The organism is Ruegeria sp. BC6 (assembly GCF_056539185.1).
Map to the genome: position 1 here is coordinate 1 of NZ_JBQFUM010000009.1, position 22,065 is coordinate 22,065.

Here is a 22,065-nt window from a genome sequence, read left to right on the forward strand (position 1 = left end):
CCGGTCTCTCCCAGGCGTCTCAACCGTCTTTCCAGTCCGTCAGGCCGTCACTCCGACCAACCAACACCGCCTCAGCAGCGCCGGTGAAGGGGTATTTACGGATTAGGTCCGGGACCTGCAACCCCCATTTTGAAAAAACTTCGCAATTCTCGGCGGAATCTTTCCGGTGTTAATAAAAACAATAGGTTAGATTAACAATTCCCACGGTATTCCCCATTTTTGCGGTATGCGCCGTCCATTTTTCAGGGTCCCTCTACGCGGTGCGGATGGAATCGTCGCCGCGCGTCTTCGCCAGACCAGGACTCGGACACGAAAAACGCCGCCACGGTTTCCCGTGGCGGCGCTGATCGTGGGAGCTGTTCCGCCCTCAAGTCAGGTCGAAGCGGTCCGCGTTCATCACCTTGGTCCACGCCGACACGAAGTCACCAACGAATTTGGCGTCGGCATCTTTCTGGCCGTAAACCTCGGCCAGAGCCCGGAGTTGTGAGTTGGAACCGAATACCAGGTCCACCCGGGTTCCGGTCCACTTCACCTCACCCGAAGCCCGATCCCGGCCTTCATACACTCCATTGGCGTCTGCCGCCGGCTTCCATTCGGTGCCCATGTCCAGCAGATTGACAAAGAAGTCATTGCTCAGAACCCCGACTCGGTCTGTCAGGACGCCATGCGCCGTACCACCGAAATTCGCACCCAGAACGCGCATACCGCCGACCAGGACGGTCATCTCGGGTGCCGACAGGGTCAACAATTGCGCCTTGTCCACCAGCAACTCTTCAGGAGACACGCTGTACTCCTTGCGCTGGTAATTCCGGAACCCATCCGCGATCGGTTCAAGCGGGGCGAAGGATTCGGCATCGGTCTGGTCCTGCGTGGCATCCGTACGGCCGGGCACAAACGGAACATTGATGTCATGCCCGGCAGCCTCGGCGGCCTTTTCGATCGCCGCAACGCCGCCCAGCACGATTACATCCGCAAGCGATACCTTCTTGTTGCCGGACTGCGCGGCATTGAACTCGGCTTGCACCGCCGCCAGAGCATCCAGCGCCTTGGACAGTTTCTCGGGCTCGTTGACGTCCCAGTCCTTCTGGGGCGCTAGCCGGATGCGGGCACCGTTGGCGCCACCGCGCTTGTCCGAGCCGCGGAAGGTCGAAGCCGATGCCCATGCCGTCGCGACCAGTTCCGACACCGACAGGCCACAAGCCAGCAGCCGGGCTTTTAGGTCGGCCACGTCCGCGGCATCGATCAGATCATGGTCCACCGCCGGCACGTTGTCCTGCCAGATGAGCTCTTCGGCCGGCGCCTCGGGGCCGATGTAGCTCGCCTTTGGCCCCATATCGCGATGTGTCAGCTTGAACCACGCGCGCGCGAAGGCGTCGGCGAACTCGTCGGGGTTTTCGTGGAACCGCTTCGAGATCGGCCCATAGATCGGATCCATGCGCATCGCCATGTCGGCGGTGGTCATCATCGTCTTGACCTTTTTCGACGGGTCATGCGCAGCTGGTGCCATGTCCTCTTCCTTGACGCCGACCGGCTCCCAGATCCACGCTCCGGCAGGGCTTTTGGTCAGGTTCCAGTCATATCCAAACAGAAGGTCGAAATAGCCATTGTCCCACTTGATCGGGTTCGCTGTCCAGGCGCCCTCGATTCCGCTGGTCGTGGTGTCGTCACCCTTGCCTGTGCCGAACTTGTTGATCCAGCCAAAGCCCATCTCTTCGATCGGCGCGGCCTCGGGTTCGGGGCCGACCAGCGCCGGGTCCCCTGCACCATGCGCCTTGCCGAATGTGTGGCCACCGGCAACCAGTGCAACCGTCTCTTCATCGTTCATTGCCATCCGGGCAAAGGTGTCGCGAATGTCACGGCCCGAGGCCAGCACGTCCGGCTCTCCGTCCGGGCCTTCGGGGTTCACGTAGATCAGGCCCATCTGAACGGCGGCCAGCGGATCTTCCAGATCGCGCTCGCCCGAGTAGCGGCTGTGCGGGTTTTCGGTCGGGGCCAACCATTCGGTCTCGGCACCCCAATAGATGTCCTCCTCGGGCGCCCAGATATCTTCCCGGCCGCCGGCAAAGCCGAAGGTCTTGCCGCCCATCGATTCAATGGCGCAGTTGCCGGCCAGAATCATCAGGTCGGCCCACGAAATCTGGTTGCCGTATTTCTGCTTGATCGGCCACAGCAGACGACGGGCCTTGTCGAGGTTGCCGTTGTCCGGCCAGCTGTTGAGCGGCGCGAACCGCTGGTTCCCGGTCGAGGCGCCGCCCCGCCCGTCAGCCGTCCGGTAGGTGCCGGCGCTGTGCCAGGCCATGCGGATGAACAGACCGCCATAATGGCCGTAATCCGCCGGCCACCAATCCTGCGAATCCGTCATCAGGTCATACAAGTCCTGTTTCAACGCGTCATAGTCGATCTTCTTGAACGCGTCGGCATAGTTGAAATCGGCCCCCAGCGGATTCCCGGCCGGCTGATGCTGGTGCAGGATCGCCAGGTTCAGCTGGTTGGGCCACCAGTCCCGGTTCGATCGGGTTCCGGCGCCGTGCATGATGGGGCATTTGCCCGTGTTGGGGTTGTCGCTTCCGTCCATCTCAATCTCCGATCCTGGCTGGTGTCTGTCTGTTTGCGAGGCAACCGTGCGTTTTGCACGTGAAAAAGGGGCGGACCGCAGTCCGCTTGAATACACCGAGTCATAGCAAATCACAGTCATGAGAAAAAATTTTGTTTTCGGATTGATTTGATAGCTATTGATTATGGCTCTGCCATGATCTTTCAAACCGATCCCCATTCACATGACGCGGCGTTCCCCGCCGCCCCGATTGCGTTTTGCCGCCGGTGCTTCAAACTGCGGGCCGTGACGCGCGACACCGCGCGGGCCACAGGGGAGGATCGCCATGCAATTCGACTACGTCATCGTCGGCGGAGGGTCCGCGGGATGCGTGCTGGCCAACCGTCTGAGCGCCAATCCGGGCACGCGGGTCTGCCTGCTCGAGGCGGGCGGGGGCGGCAACAGCATTCTGGTGCGGATGCCTGCCGCTGTGGTTGCCATGCTGCCGGGGCGACCCAAGATCAACAACTGGGCCTTTGAAACGGTGCCGCAACCGGGGTTGAACGGGCGAACGGGCTATCAGCCGCGTGGCCGGGCCCTGGGCGGGTCCAGCGCGATCAACGCAATGCTCTATGTGCGCGGGCAGCGGCAGGATTATGACGGCTGGGCCGATCTGGGCTGCGAGGGCTGGGACTGGGACAGCGTTCTGCCCTATTTCAAACGGTCCGAGAACAACGAACGCGGCGCGGATGACCTGCATGGCGCCGACGGCCCGCTTCAGGTGTCCGACCAGAAAGAAGAACGCCCGATCACGCGCGCCTTCGTCGAGGCCGCCGCCCAGTTGCAACACAAGGTGACCGACGATTTCAATCGTGGCGACAACGAAGGCGCGGGGCTGTACCAGGTCACCCAGTTCCATGACCCCGCCAAAAACGGCGAGCGGTGCTCGGCCGCCGCAGCCTATCTGTTTCCAGTCATGGACCGGCCCAACCTGACGGTCATCACCGGGGCGCAGGCGCGCGAGATCACCTTTGACGGCCACCGCGCCACGGGCGTGATTTATCGCCAGGGCGGCAAAGGCGCCGATCTCACCGTCACCGCCACGCGCGAGGTTCTGGTCTGCTCGGGCGCGCTGAAATCGCCGCAACTGCTGCAGCTGTCGGGCATCGGCGACCCCGAGGACCTGAGCCCGCATGGAATCGCCGTCCGCCACGCGCTGCCGGGCGTGGGCAAGAACCTGCAAGATCACCTGGATTTCATCCTGGCCTACAAGACAAAGGACACAGACAATTTCGGCATCGGCGCCGCCGGTACGGTGGGGCTGGTCAAACACCTTTTGCGGTGGCGCAAGACCGGTGTGTCGATGGCGGCCACCCCCTTTGCGGAAGGCGCGGCCTTTCTGAAGACCTCTCCCGATCTGGACCGCCCCGACATCCAACTGCATTTCACCATCGCGCTGGTAGATGACCACGCGCGCAAACTGCACCTGGGCTACGGGTTCAGCTGCCATATCTGCAAACTGCGCCCCGAAAGCCGCGGCACCGTTTCGCTGCACAGCGCCGACCCCTTTGCCGCCCCGGCGATCGACCCGGCCTTTCTGTCCGACCCGCGCGATCTGGACACGATGATCAAGGGCGCGCGGATGACGCGCGAAATCCTCGAGGCACCGGCCCTCGCCAAATACCGCCACAAGGAAATGTTCGGCACCGACACCGCCCGGACCGACCCGGATTGGGAAGGCCATATCCGCGCGCGGGCCGATACGATCTATCACCCCGTGGGCACCTGCAAGATGGGGGTGGACGATTTGGCAGTGGTCGATCCGCAGCTGCGCGTGCGTGGGCTGCAGAAGCTGCGGGTGGTCGATGCCTCGGTCATGCCGACGCTGGTCTCGGGCAACACCAACGCCCCCACGATCTTGATCGCGGAAAAGGCCGCCGACATGATCCTGGCGGATGTGGTCTGATCAGTCGCCGTTCAACGTCTGATCCGCGTGCAGCGCCTCAAGGCCCACGCGGTAGTTGGGATATTTCAACGTCACGCCCAGATCGGTCTTGATCCGGTCGTTCCGAACGCGCTTATTCTCGTTGTAGAAACTGCGGGCCATCGGCGTCAGGTCGGCCGTGTCGAAATCCACCGCAGGCGGCAGCGGCAGGCCCTGAAGTTGCGCGGCATAGCCGATCACGTCTTGCGGCGGTACCGGTTCATCATCGCAGACATTGTAGATCGCGCCCGGATCGGGACGGCGCATCGACGCCTCGAGCACCTGCGCGATGTCCTCGACATGAATGCGTGAAAATACCTGCCCCGGCTTGATGATCCGCCGCAGCCCGCCTTTCTTCAGCTTGGAAAACGGCCCCCGCCCCGGCCCGTAGATGCCCGCAAGGCGAAAGATGTGCAGCGGCAGGCCGGGGATCGCGGCCCAGTCCTGCTCGGCCTGCAAGCGCCAGCGCCCGCGCTCGGCCGTCGGGGTCGCCGGCGTGGTTTCATCGACCCAGCCACCTTGGTGGTCGCCATAGACGGCGGTGGTCGACAGGTACCCGACCCAGTCGAACTGCCCGGCGCGGGCGGTAATCTCATCCCGCAGGGCGGCCAGAACCGGATCACCCTTGGCCGTGGGCGCGGTCGAAATCAGCAGATGCGTGACCCCGTCCAGATCGGGGGCCTCGCCCGGCCAGACCAGCGGTTCGGCTCCGGCGGCGCGGATGGCGTCCTTCTCGGCGGCATCGCGGGTGGTTCCGACGATGCGCCAACCCTTGGGGGCCAGCCGGCGCGACAGGGCGCGGGCGGTATAGCCGTGCCCGAATGAAAAAAGCGTTCCAGTCATGGCCCCTTGATGATCGCGCCGCGGGCGGGATGCAAGCGCCGGATGGCCGCACTTGATTCGAATCCCCGCCTGCGCCTTCATGGTGTCATGAGTGATGACAAACCCAGCCTGCACGCGGCCTATGCGCTGAAAACTCCGGCAGACAACAAACGGCTCTATGCCGAATGGGCCGGAGATTACGATCGCGGATTCGCCGCGCGCGAGGATTACCAGCTGCATATTCACACCGCCCGCGCTTTTGTCGGCGCCGGGGGACAGGGTCCGGTGCTGGATGTGGGCGCGGGAACCGGCCTGTGCGGCGCGGTTCTGGCCGATCTGGGTGTGGGGCCGATCGATGCCACCGACATCAGTGCCGAGATGCTGGACAAGGCGATGCGCAAGGACATCTACCGCGACGCGATCGAGGCCGACCTGAACGAGGGCATCCCCGTTCCGCGCGACAGTTATTCGGGCATCGTGTCGTCGGGTACCTTCACCCACGGCCATCTGGGCCCCGAGGTTCTGCCGGCCCTGCTGCGGGTGGCCCGGCCCGGGGCGCAATTCGCCCTGTCGATCAACGCCAATCACTTCGAGGCGCTGGGATTTGCAACCGCCTTGGACAATCTGCAGGCCGAGGGCCGGATCGAACATCTGACCCTGACCCCGGTTCGCATCTACGGCGATCTGGCCGCCGGCCCCAACAAGGACGACACCGCGCTGATCGCCCTGTTCGAGAAATCCTGATCCGACTCAGCGGCCCTTCCAGACCGGGTCACGCTTCTCGGCAAAGGCACGAGCCCCTTCCAGATTGTCCTCGGAGCCATAGAGCACATCGACCGTGCACAGCTGGCGTTTGGTGATGCGGTTCATGATGTCCTGGAACTTGGAATCTTCGGCCTCGCGCACGATCTCCTTGATCGCGGCATAGACCAGCGGCGGGCCGCTTGCCAGCAGGCGCGCCAGCTCCCATGCCCGGTCCATCAACTGGTCAGCCGGGACGATCTCATTCACCAAGCCCCAGCGGAGCGCCTCTTCGGCGTCGAACCAGCGGCCGGTCAGCAGCAGTTCCATCGCAATGTGATAGGGAATGCGCTTGGGCAGCTTGACGCTGGCCGCGTCCGCCACCGTGCCCGAGCGTATTTCCGGCAGGGCAAAGGTGGCGTGATCGGCGGCAACGATCATGTCGGCGCTCAGGGCCAGTTCCAGCCCGCCGCCGCAGGCGATGCCGTTCACGGCGGCAATCACCGGCTTGTTCATGTCGCGCAGCTCCTGCAGGCCACCGAAACCGCCGACCCCGTAATCGCCGTCCACCGCATCGCCCTCGGCCGCGGCCTTCAGGTCCCAGCCTGGGCAGAAGAACTTCTCGCCGCCCCCTGTCAGGATCGCCACGCGCAGGTCGGGATCATCGCGAAAGTCGCGGAACACTTCGCCCATTACACGGCTGGTCGCCAAATCGATGGCATTCGCCTGGGGCCGGTCGAGGGTGACTTGCAGAATGGCGCCGTCGCGCTTGGTCTTCACTGGGTTCATGAGCTTGCCTTTCGGATCAGGGCATCGACCGCCACCGCGCCCGTCGCGGTGCAGATGAGAGGGTTGATTTCAACTTCGTCCACGACCGCCGCGTTGGCAATGACGTAGTTCTGCACCGCCATGACCACCCGCACGACCGCCTCGATATCCACGCCGGGCTTGCCCCGATATCCGCTCAACACGGGCGCACAGGCCAGCTTGCCCAGCGCGTCGCGGACCGCAGACGGCGTGGACGGGATCAGGATCGAGGTCGAGTCGCGCAGGATCTCGGTCAGAACCCCACCCGCCCCAAGGGTCAGCACATAGCCATGCGCCGGGTCGCGGGTGACGCCGATCAACAGCTCGACAATCCCGGCCGGGGCCATTTCCTCGATCAGAACCTCATCGGTGCCGATTGATCTCGCGACCTCGGGCAGATCTTGTGCAGAAATGCCCAGCCGCACCGCGCCATGTTCGGATTTGTGCGCAAGGCCAACACCCTTGACCGCAAAGGACCCGCTCAGACCGTCCACCGCCTTTTCCGCCCGATCCGCCCGCGCGACGACCGAGCGGGGAATCGGCACGCCGCAAGCGGCCAGTTCGGCCTTGGCCTGGGCCTCGGTCAGAGCGGTTGTGGCCGCATTGGCGGCGGGCAGCAGAACCGGCTCCTGCGGTTGGGGATGCGGGCGGGCCGCAGCGCGTGTCGCCGCCAGCGCCTCACGCAGCCCGGCAAAGGGCACGACACCGCCCGCCATCAACCGCTCGGCTACGTCCTCGGGCATCAGTTCCGGCAAGGTCGCGGCCACGGCAAAGGGACGACCGGTATCGCTTGCGCAGGTCAACGCCGCACGGGTGGCGCAGTCCCAATCGGCGGCATCGGTGTGAGGGTAGTCAACGATCGAGATCGTCATCGCCACATGCGGCCCCGTCATCGCCGACCACGCCCGTGCCATCGCGTCAGCGTCGCGCCAGACATAGGTGTGGTAGTCCAGCGGATTGGCCAGCGCTACCATCGGCCCCAGCGCCGCGCGCAGGCCCGAAACCTGATCCGCGGTCAGCGGCGGAAAGTGCAGGCCGGATCCTTCGGCCATGTCGGCGGCCAAGCTGGCCTCGCCACCGGAACAGCTGATCGTCGCCACTCCGGTCCCGTCCAGCGGCCCGGTGACATGCAACAGCTTCAGTGTTTCCAGAAACTCGGGCACGTCCCCCAGCCGCGCGATTCCCAGCCGGTCCAGAAACGCCTGCGCCCCGGCATCGTCCCCCGCCAGCGATGCCGTGTGCGAAATGGTCGCTGCCTGCGCGTGTTCCGACCGCCCCACCTTGAGCGCCACGATCGGCACGCCACGGTCATGCGCCTTGGCGGCCAGCGCCTCCCACTTGCGCAGGTCGCCAAAGCCTTCGACATGCACGCCGATGGCGGTGATCCGGTCATCCTCCAGCAGCGCCATGGCGATCTCGGCCTGATGGGTCTGCGCCTGATTCCCGCAGGTCAGCATGAAGGCCAGTGGCAGCGCCCGGCGCTGCATGGTCATGTTGATGGCGATGTTCGAGCTTTGCGTCAGGATCGCGACGCCCCGGTCCACCGGGCGCATCCCGTGCTGGTCGGGCCAGATCGCCACCCGGTCCAACCCGTTGACGAAGCCGTAACAGTTGGGACCGAGGATCGGCATGGCCCCCGCCGCAGCGACCAGTTGCGCCTGCAAGTCGGCCCCATCGGCGTCCTCGGCCTGCGCCTCGGTAAAGCCCGAGGCGAAACACACCGCCCCGCCCGCGCCGATGCGGGACAGAACCTCGACCGCCTCGATGGTGGCGCGGCGATTGATGCCGACAAAGGCCGCGTCGGGCGCTTGGGGCAGGTCTTCGATCGTGGCAAAGACGCGCTCGCCCGCCACCTCGTCGGCCTTGGGATGCACCGGCCAGACCGGGCCGGTGAAGCCCAGTTTCCGCACCTGCCGGATGACCTCGGCGCACCATGCGCCCCCACCGATCACCGCCAGCGAATGGAACCCCAGCATCCGCCTCAGCGCGGCGAGCTTTCCCGGCGCGAGCGCACCCGCCGCGCCGCTCAGGCCCGGCGTCATGTTCACGCCCCCAACGCGCGCAGCAGGTCGCGGCTGATGATGTGGCGCTGGATCTCGCTGGTGCCGTCCCAGATCCGCTCGACCCGGGCATCGCGCCAGAAACGTTCCAGCGGATAGTCATCCATCAGCCCCATCCCGCCATGCACCTGGATGGCCGCATCGGTCACCCGCGCCAGCATTTCCGAGGCATAGAGCTTGGCCGAGGCGATCTCGCGGTTGGCGGGCAGGCCCTTGTCCAGCCGGTCGGCGGCGGCCAGGGTCAGCAGGTCGGCGGCGTCGATCTCGGTGATCATGTCGGCGATCTGAAAGCTGACGCCCTGAAACTTGCCGATCTTCTGGCCAAACTGTTCGCGGGTGGCGGCATAGTCCAGCGCATAGTCGAAGGCCCGGCGGGCGCGGCCCACGCACATGGCCGCCACGGTGATGCGGGTGGCATACAGCCAGGTGTTCATCACCTCGAACCCGCCATCGACCTCGCCCAGCACCTGCGCGTCGGGCAGGCGGCAGTCGTCGAAATCCAGCACCATGTTCTTGTAACCGCGATGACTGACCGATTTGTAGCCGTCGCGGATGGTGAAGCCCGGCGTGCCGCGATCGACCAGAAAGGCGGTGATGCGCTTCTTGGGACCTTTCGGCGTCTGATCCTCGCCCGTGGCGATGAAGACGATGATGAAATCGGCATGTTCCGCGCCCGAGATGAAATGCTTGGTGCCGTTCACGACCCAATCGCCGCCATCGCGCACGGCCGAGCATTTCATGCCCCGCACGTCCGAACCCGCGCCCGGTTCGGTCATCGCCAGCGCGTCCATCTTTTCGCCGCACACGGCGGGCATCAGATAGCGTTCGATCTGATCCCCCTGACAGGCCATCAGGATGTTCTGCGGCCGCCCGAAGAAATGGTTCAGTGCCATCGAGCCGCGCCCCAACTCGCGTTCGACCAGCGCGAATTCCAGATGGTTCAGCCCCGCGCAGCCGACGCTTTCGGGAAAGTTGCAGGCGTAGAAGCCGAGTTCGATCGTCTTGCGCTTGATCTCGTCGGCGATCTCTTTCGGTACATCGCCGGAGCGCTCGACCAGCTCTTCGTGGGGATAGATCTCATTCTCCACAAAGCTGCGGACAGTCGAGACGATCATCTCCTGCTCGTCGGTCAGGCCATATTGCATCGCGGGTCTCCGGTTTCTGGGCGTGCGATAATCCTGACGCGGCTTGAGGTCGCAATAATGCAGAACTAGACTTCAATCATGCAGAGATGGACCAAATCACCCGCCGCACCGCAGCGATTCGGGGTACTTCTGTTCGACGGGTTCTCGAACCATTGCCTGGCCAATGCGGTCGAGCCGCTGCGCGCGGCCAACACGCTGTCGGGGCAGCGACTGTATGACTGGCAATTCCTGTCACTGGATCCGAGGCCGGTCACGTCGTCCTCAGGGTTGCAGGTGGCACCCCATGCGGCGCTTACAGATGCGGATGGGGATATGCTGCTGGTGATGCCCTCCTACGGGTTTCAAGCACATGGTGGTTGGCGCACCCAGGCGGGGTTGCGTGCGGCGACGCGGCGCTTTCGCACCCTCGCCGGGCTGGACACCGGCAGTTGGTTGCTGGCCCAGGCCGGATTGCTGAACGGCCACCGCGCCACGATCCATTGGGAGGAACTGACCGCGTTCACCGAGCGATTCCCCGAAGTCGAGACCTGCCGCGAGCGCTATGTCATCGACGGTGACCGCATCACCTGCTCGGGCGCCATGGCCGCCTTTGATCTGGTGATGCACCTGATCGGGCAGGATCACGGTCAGGCGCTGGCACTGGAAGTCGCGCAGCTGTTCATGACGCGCGACTCCGCCCGGTCACATTCCGGCGGCGCAGGCTCGGCCAGTTCGCATGTCAACAAGGCGCTGGCACTGATGCAGGAAAATCTCGAGACCCCTCTGCCGATCCCCGAGATCGCCCGGCGCGTGGGACGGTCGCAAAAAGCACTGGAATCCCGGATGCGGGCGGACTTGGGGGCCGGGCCGGCTAAGGTCTATCGTCGGATGCGTCTGAACCTTGCGCGCAAGCTGGCCGCGGAAACCGACCTGAGTATCGCCGAAATCGCTCTGCGCGCGGGCTATGAAGACCCCAGCGCGCTGACCCGCGCCTTTCGGGCCGAGTTCGGTCTCAGTCCGCGTGCCCTGCGCAGCCGGGCCCGCTAGGTATACATCTGTTTCTTGTAGGCCCGCGTCCGCGTCGTCGCCTCGGCCGACCCGTCGTGGTAGGTGCCGAACCACTTGTCGAACGGGATCTCGGACGTGCCGTAGTTGCACTCGAAATACCGGTGGTGCAGCTGGTGAAAGAAATCGCCTGCCCGTGCGGCATCCGTGTCCCCTGCTTTCAGCTTTTCGAACCCCGAATGGGACAGGACCGGGCTGATCTGCTGGAAATAGACATGAAACAGCAGATGCAACGGGTTTGAGGGCACGATCAGGTGGATGAAATAGGTCGTGAAATACAGCAGATTCTCGTACCAGTGGTTCGAGATGCCCGACCACGGCCCAACATTGACGTTGCGGTGGTGAACGGCGTGCACATGCTTGTACAGTTTCGGGTGATGCTCCAGCCGGTGCACCCAATAGAAATGCAGACCCGACCACATCGGAATGAACAGCATCCAGACCACGCACCAGACCGGCGCGCTGGCCCAAGTGACCGTTGGCGCATACCCGTTGGCCATCGCCCAGTAGATACCCCATTGATAGACGGTTGTCACCGTCATGGCGCTGCCCAGGGTCCACCAGATGTTGTCCCAGACCTGATTGCGGAAGGTGAAGGTTCCGTTGTCGCGGGTCAGGTCGCGGCGATCGAACTTTTTGTACATACCCTGCCCCTTGCGCATGTAGAGCCACCAATGCAGCCCACCCGCAACAAGGATCTGAGGCACCATGTTCAGCAGCCAGACGCGGAACATCCAGCCGGGCGCAAAGCTTTGCATCGCCTCGAGCGGCGGCAGGAACAGCACATAAGCAATCACGGCAAGCCCCATGCAAAGGGTCAGCGCTGTGATCGGCAGCCACGCCCCGGAATACCATTTCAAAACGGCGATCGGGCGCGGTGGCCAACTGAACAAAGGGTTCAACGCAACAGGGTCAGACGGCCGATAGTGCCAGCGGGCGGCTTCGGGATCATGCGGGGCATCGGTCATGACAAAACCCTCTAGGTGGCGTAGTCCGAGCCTTCCGCATCCAGAACGGCCTTTATTTCGCGCAGATGCGCCTCGGCCTGCCCCGGGTAGTCATCCAGCTCCTGCGCGGTCTTTTCGGCGATCTCGTCCGAAAGCACCCGCAACGGCCGGCCCGTCTGAAGGGCGCGTACATAGGTCTCGGCGGCGCGCTCGAAATAATAGAGTCTGTTAAAGGCATCCGCTGCATTGTTGCCAATCACCAGCACACCGTGGTTGCCCATGATCATGACCTTCTTTTTCGGGTCTTGCAGCATTGTCGCGCAACGCTCACCCTCGCTTTCAAAGGCCAAACCGCCGAATTCGTCATCAATGACATAGCGGTTGAAAAAGGTTGCGGTGTTCTGGTCGATCGGCGGCAGGTTGCTGTCGGCCAAGGAGGCCAGGACGGTGGCAAAAATCGAATGCACATGCATCACGCAACGCGCATGCGGGCATCTCCGGTGAATCGATCCATGCAGACCCCATGCGGTCGGGTCCGGTGCTCCGGGCTTGTTCATCGTGTCGGGATCGTTGGCATCCAGCAGCAGAAGGTCCGAGGCGCGGATGCGCGCGAAATGCATCTGGTTCGGGTTCATCAGGAACTGCGTGCCATCCTCGTTCACGGCAAGGCTGAAATGGTTGGCCACCCCTTCATGCATGTTCAACCGCTCGATCCAGCGGAAAGCGGCGGCCATGTCCACGCGCTCCTGCCAGTGGTCGATATTCGGTTTCAGACTGGTAACGCTCATCCGGGGGGCTCCATTCGGCTTGGACAGGTGGCTGGTGAAAACCGTGCCGGGCCGGGGCGCAATTGACCAACGAAAAAATTGGCGTTTTGGCATTAGCTGAACTTATGATTGGATTATGAAACCCCGGACTCCCCTTCCCCCGCTTGGCTGGCTGCGCACCTTCGAGGCCGCCGCCCGCCACCTGTCGTTCACCGGCGCGGCGCGCGATCTGAACATGACGCAAAGCGCCGTCAGCCAGCAGATCAAATCGCTCGAGGGCTATCTGGGCCAGCCCCTGTTTCACCGGCGCCCCCGCGCATTGGAACTGACCGAGGCCGGAATCACCTATCTGCCCGTGGTACGCGAAGCGTTCCGGACGCTGGTGCGCGGCACCCAGGCCGTAACCGGGCAGCAGGAAAATACCGTACAGGTGCAGTGCAACATCACCTTTTCGGTGAACTGGCTGGCCCCCCGCCTGCCCGCGTTCCGTGCGCTGCACCCCGATGTCCACCTGAACATCTTCACCGAGTTGTGGGAGCCGCGCGAGATGGCCGAAGGCGCGGCGGTCGAGATCCGCTATTCCCTGCGCCCGGCCGACACGGTCCGCACCGAGCTTTTGCGCAGCGATCACTACTACCCCGTCTGCGCCCCAGACTATCCGGTGACGCTGGAAACCCTTCAACAACAGCCGTTGTACGATTGTTCGAATCTGCTGTCGAACTGGGCCAGCTGGGCCGAAGATCAGGGTCTAAACTGGGATAGTCCGCCGATTGCCTATGCCACGACCTATATGGTCGGCCTGTCCGTTGCGATGGCCGGCGGCGGGCTGGGTCTGGCCCATGACACGATCGCAAAACGCCTGCTGGACGAAGGCCGTCTGATCGCGCCGTTCGAGCATCGCGCGCCGATGCCAGAAGCCTATTACCTGCTGCTGTCGCCCCAAGCCGAGGAGACCCCGGGTGCCGTGGCCTTTGCCGAATGGATCAGGGCGGAAATCGCGGCCGAGCAACACCGCGCCTGACTTCAGCCGTCTTTGGGGCGGCTGGCGACCCAGGCATAGCCGTTCTCGCACAGGATATAGGTCTCGCGCAGGCCATGGGGCTTGTCGGTCGGCTCCTGCAGCACGACCGCGCCTGCGGACCTGGCGCGCTCCGCCGCCTCGTCCGGGTCGGTGTCGTACAGGTGAATCTCGATCCCGCCACCGCGTGGGGGCGTTTCGGGAACCAGCCCCAGCAGCGGGTTGGAATGATAGGTGCCGTCCGAATGCAACTGAAACACCTGATCGCCATAAGTGACGATGGCAAAATCCGCCGTCACCTGATGGGACTTCAAGCCAAAAACAGTCTCTAAGAAAGCGCATTCCGCTGGAATGTCGCGCACCAGCAGGTTCAGCCCGATCCCCCGCAGGCTGCGGCCGAAACTGTCGGCATCGATGGTTTCGTAATCCATGTCCCTACCAGACCCCGCATCGCGGCGCGGATCAAGCATTTGCTGCCCCGCGCCCGGTCGGATGACGGTTTCATGAAGGTGGCAAAGCAGGGGTTGCACCTTCCGATGCATTCGGGAAAGTTGTGCCATGGAATACGCACCCTTCCCCTCTTGGCCCGACGTCGCCCCCCGCCTGATCGCCGTTGCCGCTGGCCGCGAAGCCGCCGACATGGTCATTCGCGGCGGGATCTGGATCAACGTGCACAGCCGCGAGGCGCTGCCCGATCACTCCATCGCCATCGCCGCCGGACGCGTGGCCTATGTCGGCCCCGACGCCAGCCACTGCATCGGGCCCGACACACAGATCATCGAGGCCAAGGGCCGCTACATGATCCCCGGCCTGTGCGACGCGCATATGCACATCGAATCCGGCATGCTGACCCCGGCCGAGTTCGCCCGCGCGGTGATCCCGCATGGCACCACGTCGATGTTCACCGACCCGCATGAAATCGCCAATGTCCTGGGGTTGGACGGCGTGCGGATGATGCATGACGAGGCGCTGATGCAGCCGGTCAACATCTTCACTCAGATGCCGTCCTGCGCGCCCTCGGCGCCCGGGCTGGAAACCACGGGCTACGAGATCACCGCCGAAGACGTGGCCGAGGCGATGACCTGGCCCGGCATCATCGGGCTGGGCGAGATGATGAACTTTCCCGGTGTGATCAACTCCGATCCCAAGATGCTGGCCGAAATCGCCGCCACCCAGCGCGCGGGAAAGACGGTGGGCGGACACTATGCATCCCCTGATTTAGGGCCTGATTTTGCAGCCTATGTCGCCGGCGGCCCGGCGGATGACCACGAAGGCACCTGCGAGGCCGACGCCATTGCCCGCGTGCGGCAGGGGATGCGGTCGATGATGCGGCTGGGCTCGGCCTGGTATGACGTGGAAAGCCAGATCACCGCCGTCACCGAAAAGGGGCTGGACCCGCGCAACTTCATCCTGTGCACCGATGACTGCCACTCAGGCACGCTGGTGAACGAGGGTCACATGAACCGCGTCGTGCGCCATGCCATCGCCTGTGGCTGCGACCCGTTGATCGCGTTGCAGATGGCCACGATCAACACCGCCACCCATTTCGGGCTTGAGCGCGAGATCGGCTCGATCACGCCGGGCCGCCGGGCGGACGTGATCCTGACCTCGGACCTGACCGACTTGCCGATCGAGATGGTCATCGCGCGCGGGCAGGTGGTGGCCGAAAACGGCGCGATCACGGTGGATTGCCCGCATTACGACTGGCCAGACCGGGCGCGCAACACGGTGCATCTGGGCCATGCCCTGACCGCCGCAGATTTCGAGATCCCCGCCCCCAACGGCGCCAACCGCGTCCGCGCCAACGTGATTGGCGTGGTCGAGAACCAGGCCCCCACCCAGGCGCTGAAGGCCGAGCTGCCCATCATCGGCGGGCTGGTCGAAGGCGAAGGTGACGTCTGCCAGATCGCGCTGGTCGAACGGCACCGGGCCACGGGCGGCGTCACCAACGCATTCGTGTCGGGCTTTGGCTATCAGGGCCGGATGGCCATGGCCTCGACCGTGGCGCATGACAGCCACCACATGATCGTGGTCGGCACCGACCGCGAGCAGATGGCGCTGGCCGCCAATCGTCTGGCCGAAGTGGGCGGCGGCATCACCATCTTCCGAGATGGCGAAGAACTGGCGCTGGTCGAACTGCCCATTGCGGGCCTGATGTCCGACAGCCCGGCCTCCGACGTCGCGGCCAAGGCGCAGAAGATGGTCGAGGCGATGCAGGCCTGCGGCTGTCAGTTGAACAACGCCTACATGCAGCACTCGCTGCTGGCCCTTGTCGTCATCCCCGAACTGCGGATATCCGACCTGGGACTGGTGGATGTCCGCACATTCGAAAAAATTGACCTTCTGGAACCCCTCGCATGACAAAAATAACAACGCCCGACCCACGGGACCCCGAGATTTTCACCGATGCCGTTGCGGCCGTTGCCCGGCTGGAAGAGCTGTACAACGAGGCCACCACCTTTCTGTGCGACAGCTTTGCCGAGGCCATGGAAGGCGGCACGCCCAAGGTCCGTTACAGAGCCTATTACCCGGAAATTCGTATCCGTACGGCGTCCTACGCGCATGTGGACAGCCGTCTGAGCTTTGGTCACGTGTCCGAGCCGGGGGTTCATGCCACCACGGTGACGCGGCCGGATCTGTTCCGGTCCTACCTCACGCAGCAGATCGCGCTGCTGATCAAGAACCACAACCAGCCGGTGACCATCGGCCCCTCGACCACGCCGATGCCGGTGCATTTCGCCGTGGCCGGCAACCCCGATCTGGTGGTGCCGCATCAGGGTGCGGCGGGGTTCACGCTGCGCGACGTGTTCGACGTGCCCGATCTGACCACCACCAATGACGACATCGTCAATGGTGTGCACGAACCGCAGGATGGCGTTGGCCCACTGGCCTTGTTCACCGCCCAGCGCATCGACTATTCGCTGGCCCGGCTGGCCCACTACACCGCCACCGACCCGGACCATTTCCAGAACCACGTTCTGTTCACCAACTACCAGTTCTATGTGTCGGAATTCGAGAACTACGCCCGCGCGCAACTGGCCGACCCGAACAGCGGCTATACCAGTTTCGTCTGGACCGGGAATGTCGAGATCACCGACCCCGACGCGCCGCTGGAACAGCCGCTGAAACTGCCGCAGATGCCGACCTATCACCTGAAACGCGCCGACGGGTCGGGGATCACGCTGGTCAATATCGGCGTCGGGCCGTCGAACGCTAAGACCGCCACCGACCACATCGCGGTGCTGCGCCCACATGCCTGGCTGATGGTCGGCCACTGTGCGGGGCTGCGCAACACGCAGGCCTTGGGGGATTTCGTGCTGGCCCATGCCTATCTGCGCGAAGACAAGGTGCTGGATGACGATCTGCCCGTCTGGGTGCCGATCCCGCCGCTGGCCGAAGTTCAGGTCGCGCTGGAACGCGCCGTAGCCGAAGTGACCGAGCTGGAAGGCTATGAGCTGAAGCGGATCATGCGCACCGGCACGGTGGCTTCGGTCGACAACCGCAACTGGGAACTGCGCGACCAATCCGGCCCGGTGCAACGGCTGAGCCAGTCGCGCGCCATCGCGCTGGACATGGAAAGCGCCACGATCGCCGCAAACGGCTATCGGTTCCGTGTGCCCTACGGCACTTTGCTGTGCGTGTCCGACAAGCCCCTGCATGGAGAATTGAAGTTGCCCGGCATGGCGTCCGAGTTCTATACAACCCAGGTCAGCCGCCATCTGGCGATCGGAATCCGCGCGATGGAACACCTGCGAGGCATGCCGCTGGAACGTTTGCACAGCCGGAAATTGCGCTCGTTCGACGAAACGGCCTTCCTCTGACGCAAAAAAGCAACGAAATCCCCATATTTTTTGGGGTTTCGGTGCTACTATTCGTTGTGTTCGCCCACAATATCCCGTTACAGTTACGCGGTGAGGCCCAATAGATCGGGCACGTTAAGGAGACCAAGAAATGGCAAAGCCTATGACGAAGACTCAGCTGGTTGCTGCTCTCGCTGAGGAAATGGGAACCGACAAGAAATCCGCGAACGCGGCGCTGGAGGCGATCACTGGCCTGATCACCCGCGAAGTTTCGGCCGGAGGCGCTGTGACCCTGCCGGGCGTCGGCAAGATCTACTGCCGCGAGCGCCCCGAGCGTCAGGTTCGCAACCCGGCCACTGGTGAGACCTTCACCAAAGAAGCCGACAAGGTTGTGAAGATGACCATCGCCAAGGCCCTGAAGGACAGCGTCAACAGCTGATCCGCGCCTTAGGGAAAACGATCAAGGGCCGCGATTTCGCGGCCCTTTTTCTTTGGTATTTGTTTACCGGGTCCGGCGGGCCGAGGTCAGTGAACAGTCTCGACCTTGTGGAAATCCAGATCCCGATCTTCGGGCATCGAGTCGATGCTCATCACCTCTGTGCGCTTGACGATCAGGACATAGACCACGCAGGCGAGGTAGAGGCCAACCACCACGGCGCCGATCCACTGAATCTGCAGCCACTGGCTCTGGAACAGAAGCGTCAGCACAAACAGAAGCACCACGTTTCCGGCAACATAGGCCGTCTTGCCAAAGCGTTCGACCGTCATGTTCAGGTTGTCGGTATAGAGCCTGATCAGCGAGTCCAGTGAGTTAATCACGAAGGTCACGCCGACGATCACCATCGCGATGTTGGTGATGCCTGCGGTGCTGATGCCGTTCAGGTGATAGTAGTAAAGCACGCTGAACCAGATCGCCAAGGGGATCGACGGAAAGATCAGCAGCGCCGCCAGCAATTGCCAGGTGGTCAGCCCTCCGACAAAGCGCGAGGTGAACTGACCGATCATGATCGACCAGGCAAACCACCAGAACAGGTAGAAGGCGTGATAGTCGGTCAGAGGCAGTATGAACTTGTGGATATTGGCGAAATACGCCCCGATATTGCTGCTGGTTTCCACGAAACCCGCAACGCCCATACCGGCCGCGGCCCACATGCCAAGGATCAGCGCCAGAAACAGAAACGTCGAGCCGACAGAAAGAATCCGCACGTATTTCAGGTCAGTCGAGGAATAGGCCGCGGCCAGAATGACGACAAATACGATGATGTAAAACGTGGTCACCACGGACTCGCCATCACCAACTTCGGGCAGGTATCCGGGCAGGTAGATCAGGAACAGGCTTGCGGTGAAAGCGCAGGTCCCGATGATCACCACATTGTTGATCAGCTTGACCACCGGGATCTCAAAGAACTGCACTCGGGGCTCGATGACGCAGAAATAGAAGGCCGTCAGGAAATAGAAGGCCCAGATCAGGAAACCCCAGAACCCGAACTCAACCGCCAGCGGGTTTGCGAACGCATAGGCCGGATCTTCGGCATAGCCTCCGAATTCGGTGAGCGGGAACATGATCAGCCCGACATCCAGGCCGGATGTGAACAGGATCGCGATGAAAGTGAACAGATGTACAGGTGTCACGCCCACGCACCGCAGGTTCCACCATTTCACGACGAAGAACGCTACCAGCCCAAGAGCAAGCAGGACCCCGAATGACAGGATGTATTCCAATAGCACCGACAAACCTCCCTTTAGATGTCAGATCACCGAGCGGATATCTTTAATTGGCCAGTCAATCAATAAAACCGGCACCCAGGGAAAACTTGCCCGCACCATGTGTCTTTTTTGACGCTCGGGCGCTTGTGGCCCGAGAGAAAATCGGAAACAGTCGCCGCACATTCAAACAGGAGCGGTCATGGATCTGCGCGCCATCGCCATGGGGCTGGCCTTTGCCTTCATCTGGTCGTCGGCCTTTACATCGGCGCGGATCATCGTCGCGGATGCCTCGCCGCTGTTTTCACTGGCGGTTCGCTTCCTGATTTCCGGCATCCTGGGTGTCGCAATCGCCCGGGCCATGGGCCAGAGCTGGCACCTGACGCGGTCGCAATGGCATGCGACCATCCTGTTCGGAATCTGCCAGAATGCCCTTTATTTGGGTCTGAATTTCTATGCGATGCAAACAGTCGAAGCCTCGGTAGCGGCGATCATCGCCTCGACCATGCCACTCTTGGTGGCGCTGGCCGGTTGGCTGCTGTTCGAGGAACGGTTGCGTCCGCTGGGTGTTCTGGGTCTGCTGGCCGGGTTCGCTGGCGTGGCCCTGATCATGAGCAGCCGGATCAGCGCAGGGATCGACCTGTTTGGCGTTGCCCTCTGCGGGCTGGGCGCGCTGGCGCTGACCTTCGCCACGCTGGCCGTGCGCGGGGCGACCTCGGGCGGGAATTTCATGATGGTCGTCGGTTTGCAGATGTTCGTCGGCTCGGCGGTTCTGTTTGTCGCCGCCCCGTTGTTCGAGACGATCTATGTCCGTCCAACCTGGCCGCTGGCGCTGGCCTTCACCTACACGACCCTGTTCCCCGGCCTGCTGGCCACGTTGATCTGGTTCCTGCTGCTCAACCGGATCGGACCGATCCGCGCGGCGACCTTCCATTTCCTCAACCCGGTGTTCGGGGTCACGATCGCCGCGATTCTGCTGGGTGAACGGTTGGGCGCAATGGATGCCGTCGGCGTTGCGGTCACCACGCTGGGCATTCTGGCTGTGCAGTTGTCACGCCAGCCGGTTCAGCGCAGCAGGGCCTCGACCTGACGGCGCAGCTTGCGGGAGTCCGGCCGCGTCGTCGGCCCAAAGGTCGCGACGACCTCGCCTTCGGGGCTCAGCAGAATCTTGTTGAAATTCCAGCCCGGCACAAACCCGGTTTCGGCCGCGACCGCCCTGTAGAACGGGTGGGCCTGCGGACCGGTCACGGGGGTGATGTCGGTCATGGGCAGGGTCAGGTCATAGTTCAACTCGCAGAACTCCTTGACCTCGCTGGCGGTTTCCAGTTCCTGGTTGAAGGAATCCGACGGGACTGCCAGAACCACCAAACCTTCGCGTCCATAGGTGTCCTGCAGCTTTTGCAGCCCGGAATACTGTCCGGTAAACCCGCATTGCGAGGCCGTGTTGACCACCAGAACCGGCTGGCCGCGCCAGTCCGACAGCGACAGCGTGCCGCCATCGATCGAAGGGAACTCTCCGGACACGGGCGCGGCCTGCACCGTTCGACCGATCAACAACAGGGCAGACAACAGCAACATTCTGAACATGGCGTGACCTCCTCTTTGATATTGATACGCTCGAAGCACGGCGGCAGATCACCCGCACGATCGCGCGAGCCGGATGAAACAGGGCTTTGCTTTTGTCGCGGCGCACCCCAAATATCTCGGCAACGTATGCAATGCCGGAGGACCCATGCCCAAATATACCAAAGATCCATCGGTTGTGGCGGCCCTGTCGCCCGAGGAATTCCACGTTACCCAGCGCAACGGGACCGAACGCCCCGGCACCGGAAAACACCTGAACAACAAGGAACCCGGCATCTACGTGGATATCGTATCGGGCGAGCCGCTGTTCGCCTCGACCCACAAATACGAGTCGGGCTGCGGCTGGCCCAGTTTCACCAAACCCATCGTGCATGACCACGTCACCGAGCTTGAGGACCGCTCGCTGGGCATGATCCGGACCGAGGTCCGCTCGAAACACGGCGACAGCCACCTGGGCCATGTGTTTCCCGATGGTCCGCTGGATCAGGGTGGGCTACGCTATTGCATCAACTCCGCCGCGCTGAGGTTCATCCATCGTGACGACATGGAGGCCGAGGGCTATGGCGAATACCTCGATCAAGTGGAGGACCCGAAATGACCGAACAACGCGCCGTTCTGGCCGGAGGCTGCTTCTGGGGCATGCAGGACCTGATCCGCAAGCTGCCCGGCATTCTGCGCACCCGCGTCGGATATACCGGCGGTGACGTGCCCAACGCGACCTATCGCAACCACGGCACCCATGCCGAAGGGATCGAGATCTGGTTCGACCCCGCGCAAATCACCTATCGCGATCTGCTCGAGTTCTTTTTCCAGATCCACGACCCGACCACCGTGAACCGCCAGGGCAATGACATCGGGATGAGCTATCGCTCGGCCATCTATTACTGCGACGAGACGCAGAAACAGATCGCGCTGGACACGATCGCCGATGTGGATGCCAGCGGGCTGTGGCCTGGCAAGGTGGTGACCGAGGTCGAACCCGTCGGCGATTTCTGGGAGGCCGAGCCCGAGCATCAGGACTATCTTCAGCGTATCCCCAACGGCTATACCTGCCACTTCCCGCGCCCGGACTGGGTTCTTCCCAAACGCAGCAGCGCTGCCGAATAAAG

20 protein-coding genes are annotated in these 22,065 nt (G+C 63.1%); 10 read left to right on the top strand and 10 right to left on the bottom strand.

The features are described 5' to 3' along the window. Positions 1-367 precede the first annotated feature (367 nt). Complete coding sequence (gene katG, locus ACR0MM_RS18265; protein ID WP_480697797.1) at positions 368-2,575, bottom strand: catalase/peroxidase HPI; 2,208 nt, start codon at positions 2,573-2,575, stop codon at positions 368-370. 304 nt (positions 2,576-2,879) lie between these two features. On the opposite strand from katG, the gene ACR0MM_RS18270 reads away from it, so the two are divergent. Beyond that, complete coding sequence (locus ACR0MM_RS18270; protein WP_480697799.1) at positions 2,880-4,499, top strand: GMC family oxidoreductase; 1,620 nt, start codon at positions 2,880-2,882, stop codon at positions 4,497-4,499. Here ACR0MM_RS18270 and ACR0MM_RS18275 read toward each other — a convergent pair whose 3' ends face one another. Beyond that, positions 4,500-5,360 (bottom strand): SDR family oxidoreductase, encoded by an 861-nt coding sequence (locus ACR0MM_RS18275; protein ID WP_480697801.1) that lies wholly within the window; start codon positions 5,358-5,360, stop codon positions 4,500-4,502. It abuts the gene before it with no gap. A gap of 87 nt (positions 5,361-5,447) precedes the next feature. Between ACR0MM_RS18275 and ACR0MM_RS18280 the strand changes: the two genes are divergently transcribed. Further along, a complete protein-coding gene (locus ACR0MM_RS18280) occupies positions 5,448-6,083 on the top strand; it encodes a class I SAM-dependent DNA methyltransferase (RefSeq protein ID WP_480697803.1) in 636 nt (211 codons plus the stop codon). 6 nt (positions 6,084-6,089) lie between these two features. Here the strand turns inward: ACR0MM_RS18280 and ACR0MM_RS18285 are convergent, their stop codons facing one another. The 3 genes from ACR0MM_RS18285 to ACR0MM_RS18295 are packed head-to-tail and all read right to left on the bottom strand — an operon-like array spanning position 6,090 to position 10,092. Next, a complete protein-coding gene (locus tag ACR0MM_RS18285; RefSeq protein WP_480697805.1) occupies positions 6,090-6,869 on the bottom strand; it encodes a carnitinyl-CoA dehydratase in 780 nt (259 codons plus the stop codon). Further along, a complete protein-coding gene (locus ACR0MM_RS18290) occupies positions 6,866-8,929 on the bottom strand; it encodes an acetate--CoA ligase family protein (protein ID WP_480697807.1) in 2,064 nt (687 codons plus the stop codon). Before ACR0MM_RS18290 ends, ACR0MM_RS18285 begins: the two co-directional genes overlap by 4 nt. A 2-nt stretch (positions 8,930-8,931) precedes the next feature. Continuing rightward, a complete protein-coding gene (locus ACR0MM_RS18295) occupies positions 8,932-10,092 on the bottom strand; it encodes an acyl-CoA dehydrogenase family protein (protein ID WP_480697809.1) in 1,161 nt (386 codons plus the stop codon). A gap of 78 nt (positions 10,093-10,170) precedes the next feature. On the opposite strand from ACR0MM_RS18295, the gene ACR0MM_RS18300 reads away from it, so the two are divergent. Further along, positions 10,171-11,118, top strand: coding sequence for a GlxA family transcriptional regulator (locus ACR0MM_RS18300; RefSeq protein WP_480697811.1), 948 nt, complete (start codon positions 10,171-10,173; stop codon positions 11,116-11,118). Here the strand turns inward: ACR0MM_RS18300 and ACR0MM_RS18305 are convergent. Then, positions 11,115-12,104 (bottom strand): sterol desaturase family protein, encoded by a 990-nt coding sequence (locus ACR0MM_RS18305; protein WP_170360985.1) that lies wholly within the window; start codon positions 12,102-12,104, stop codon positions 11,115-11,117. The genes ACR0MM_RS18300 and ACR0MM_RS18305 overlap by 4 nt on opposite strands. Before the next feature lie 11 nt (positions 12,105-12,115). Beyond that, complete coding sequence (locus ACR0MM_RS18310; RefSeq protein WP_170596620.1) at positions 12,116-12,871, bottom strand: class II aldolase and adducin N-terminal domain-containing protein; 756 nt, start codon at positions 12,869-12,871, stop codon at positions 12,116-12,118. 115 nt (positions 12,872-12,986) lie between these two features. Here ACR0MM_RS18310 and ACR0MM_RS18315 point away from each other — a divergent pair, with 115 nt between their 5' ends. Then, a complete protein-coding gene (locus ACR0MM_RS18315) occupies positions 12,987-13,871 on the top strand; it encodes a LysR substrate-binding domain-containing protein (protein WP_480697813.1) in 885 nt (294 codons plus the stop codon). 2 nt (positions 13,872-13,873) lie between these two features. Here ACR0MM_RS18315 and ACR0MM_RS18320 read toward each other — a convergent pair whose 3' ends face one another. Next, positions 13,874-14,299 carry a VOC family protein gene (locus ACR0MM_RS18320; RefSeq protein ID WP_480697854.1) on the bottom strand — a complete coding sequence of 142 codons (426 nt, stop codon included), beginning with the start codon at positions 14,297-14,299 and terminating at the stop codon, positions 13,874-13,876. Between the two features lie 127 nt (positions 14,300-14,426). Here ACR0MM_RS18320 and ade point away from each other — a divergent pair, with 127 nt between their 5' ends. The 3 genes from ade (at position 14,427) to ACR0MM_RS18335 (ending at position 18,107) form a co-directional block, all read left to right on the top strand. Further along, positions 14,427-16,229, top strand: coding sequence for an adenine deaminase (gene ade, locus ACR0MM_RS18325; RefSeq protein ID WP_480697815.1), 1,803 nt, complete (start codon positions 14,427-14,429; stop codon positions 16,227-16,229). Further along, on the top strand, positions 16,226-17,689 hold the full coding sequence (locus ACR0MM_RS18330; RefSeq protein ID WP_480697817.1) for an AMP nucleosidase: 1,464 nt from the start codon (positions 16,226-16,228) through the stop codon (positions 17,687-17,689). Before ade ends, ACR0MM_RS18330 begins: the two co-directional genes overlap by 4 nt. Positions 17,690-17,819: 130 nt before the next feature. Beyond that, a complete protein-coding gene (locus ACR0MM_RS18335) occupies positions 17,820-18,107 on the top strand; it encodes an HU family DNA-binding protein (RefSeq protein WP_170340577.1) in 288 nt (95 codons plus the stop codon). An 86-nt stretch (positions 18,108-18,193) separates the two neighbouring features. Here the strand turns inward: ACR0MM_RS18335 and ACR0MM_RS18340 are convergent, their stop codons facing one another. Then, complete coding sequence (locus ACR0MM_RS18340) at positions 18,194-19,390, bottom strand: BCCT family transporter (RefSeq protein ID WP_170365941.1); 1,197 nt, start codon at positions 19,388-19,390, stop codon at positions 18,194-18,196. A gap of 184 nt (positions 19,391-19,574) precedes the next feature. Between ACR0MM_RS18340 and ACR0MM_RS18345 the strand changes: the two genes are divergently transcribed. Next, complete coding sequence (locus ACR0MM_RS18345; protein WP_480697819.1) at positions 19,575-20,462, top strand: DMT family transporter; 888 nt, start codon at positions 19,575-19,577, stop codon at positions 20,460-20,462. On the opposite strand, the gene ACR0MM_RS18350 is transcribed toward ACR0MM_RS18345, so the two are convergent. Continuing rightward, a complete protein-coding gene (locus ACR0MM_RS18350) occupies positions 20,438-20,959 on the bottom strand; it encodes a glutathione peroxidase (protein ID WP_480697821.1) in 522 nt (173 codons plus the stop codon). The two genes, ACR0MM_RS18345 and ACR0MM_RS18350, sit on opposite strands and share 25 nt — an antisense overlap. A 145-nt stretch (positions 20,960-21,104) precedes the next feature. On the opposite strand from ACR0MM_RS18350, the gene msrB reads away from it, so the two are divergent. Both msrB and msrA read left to right on the top strand, forming a co-directional pair. Next, complete coding sequence (gene msrB, locus ACR0MM_RS18355) at positions 21,105-21,554, top strand: peptide-methionine (R)-S-oxide reductase MsrB (protein WP_005979690.1); 450 nt, start codon at positions 21,105-21,107, stop codon at positions 21,552-21,554. Then, positions 21,551-22,063, top strand: coding sequence for a peptide-methionine (S)-S-oxide reductase MsrA (gene msrA, locus ACR0MM_RS18360; RefSeq protein ID WP_480697823.1), 513 nt, complete (start codon positions 21,551-21,553; stop codon positions 22,061-22,063). Before msrB ends, msrA begins: the two co-directional genes overlap by 4 nt. Positions 22,064-22,065 lie beyond the last annotated feature (2 nt).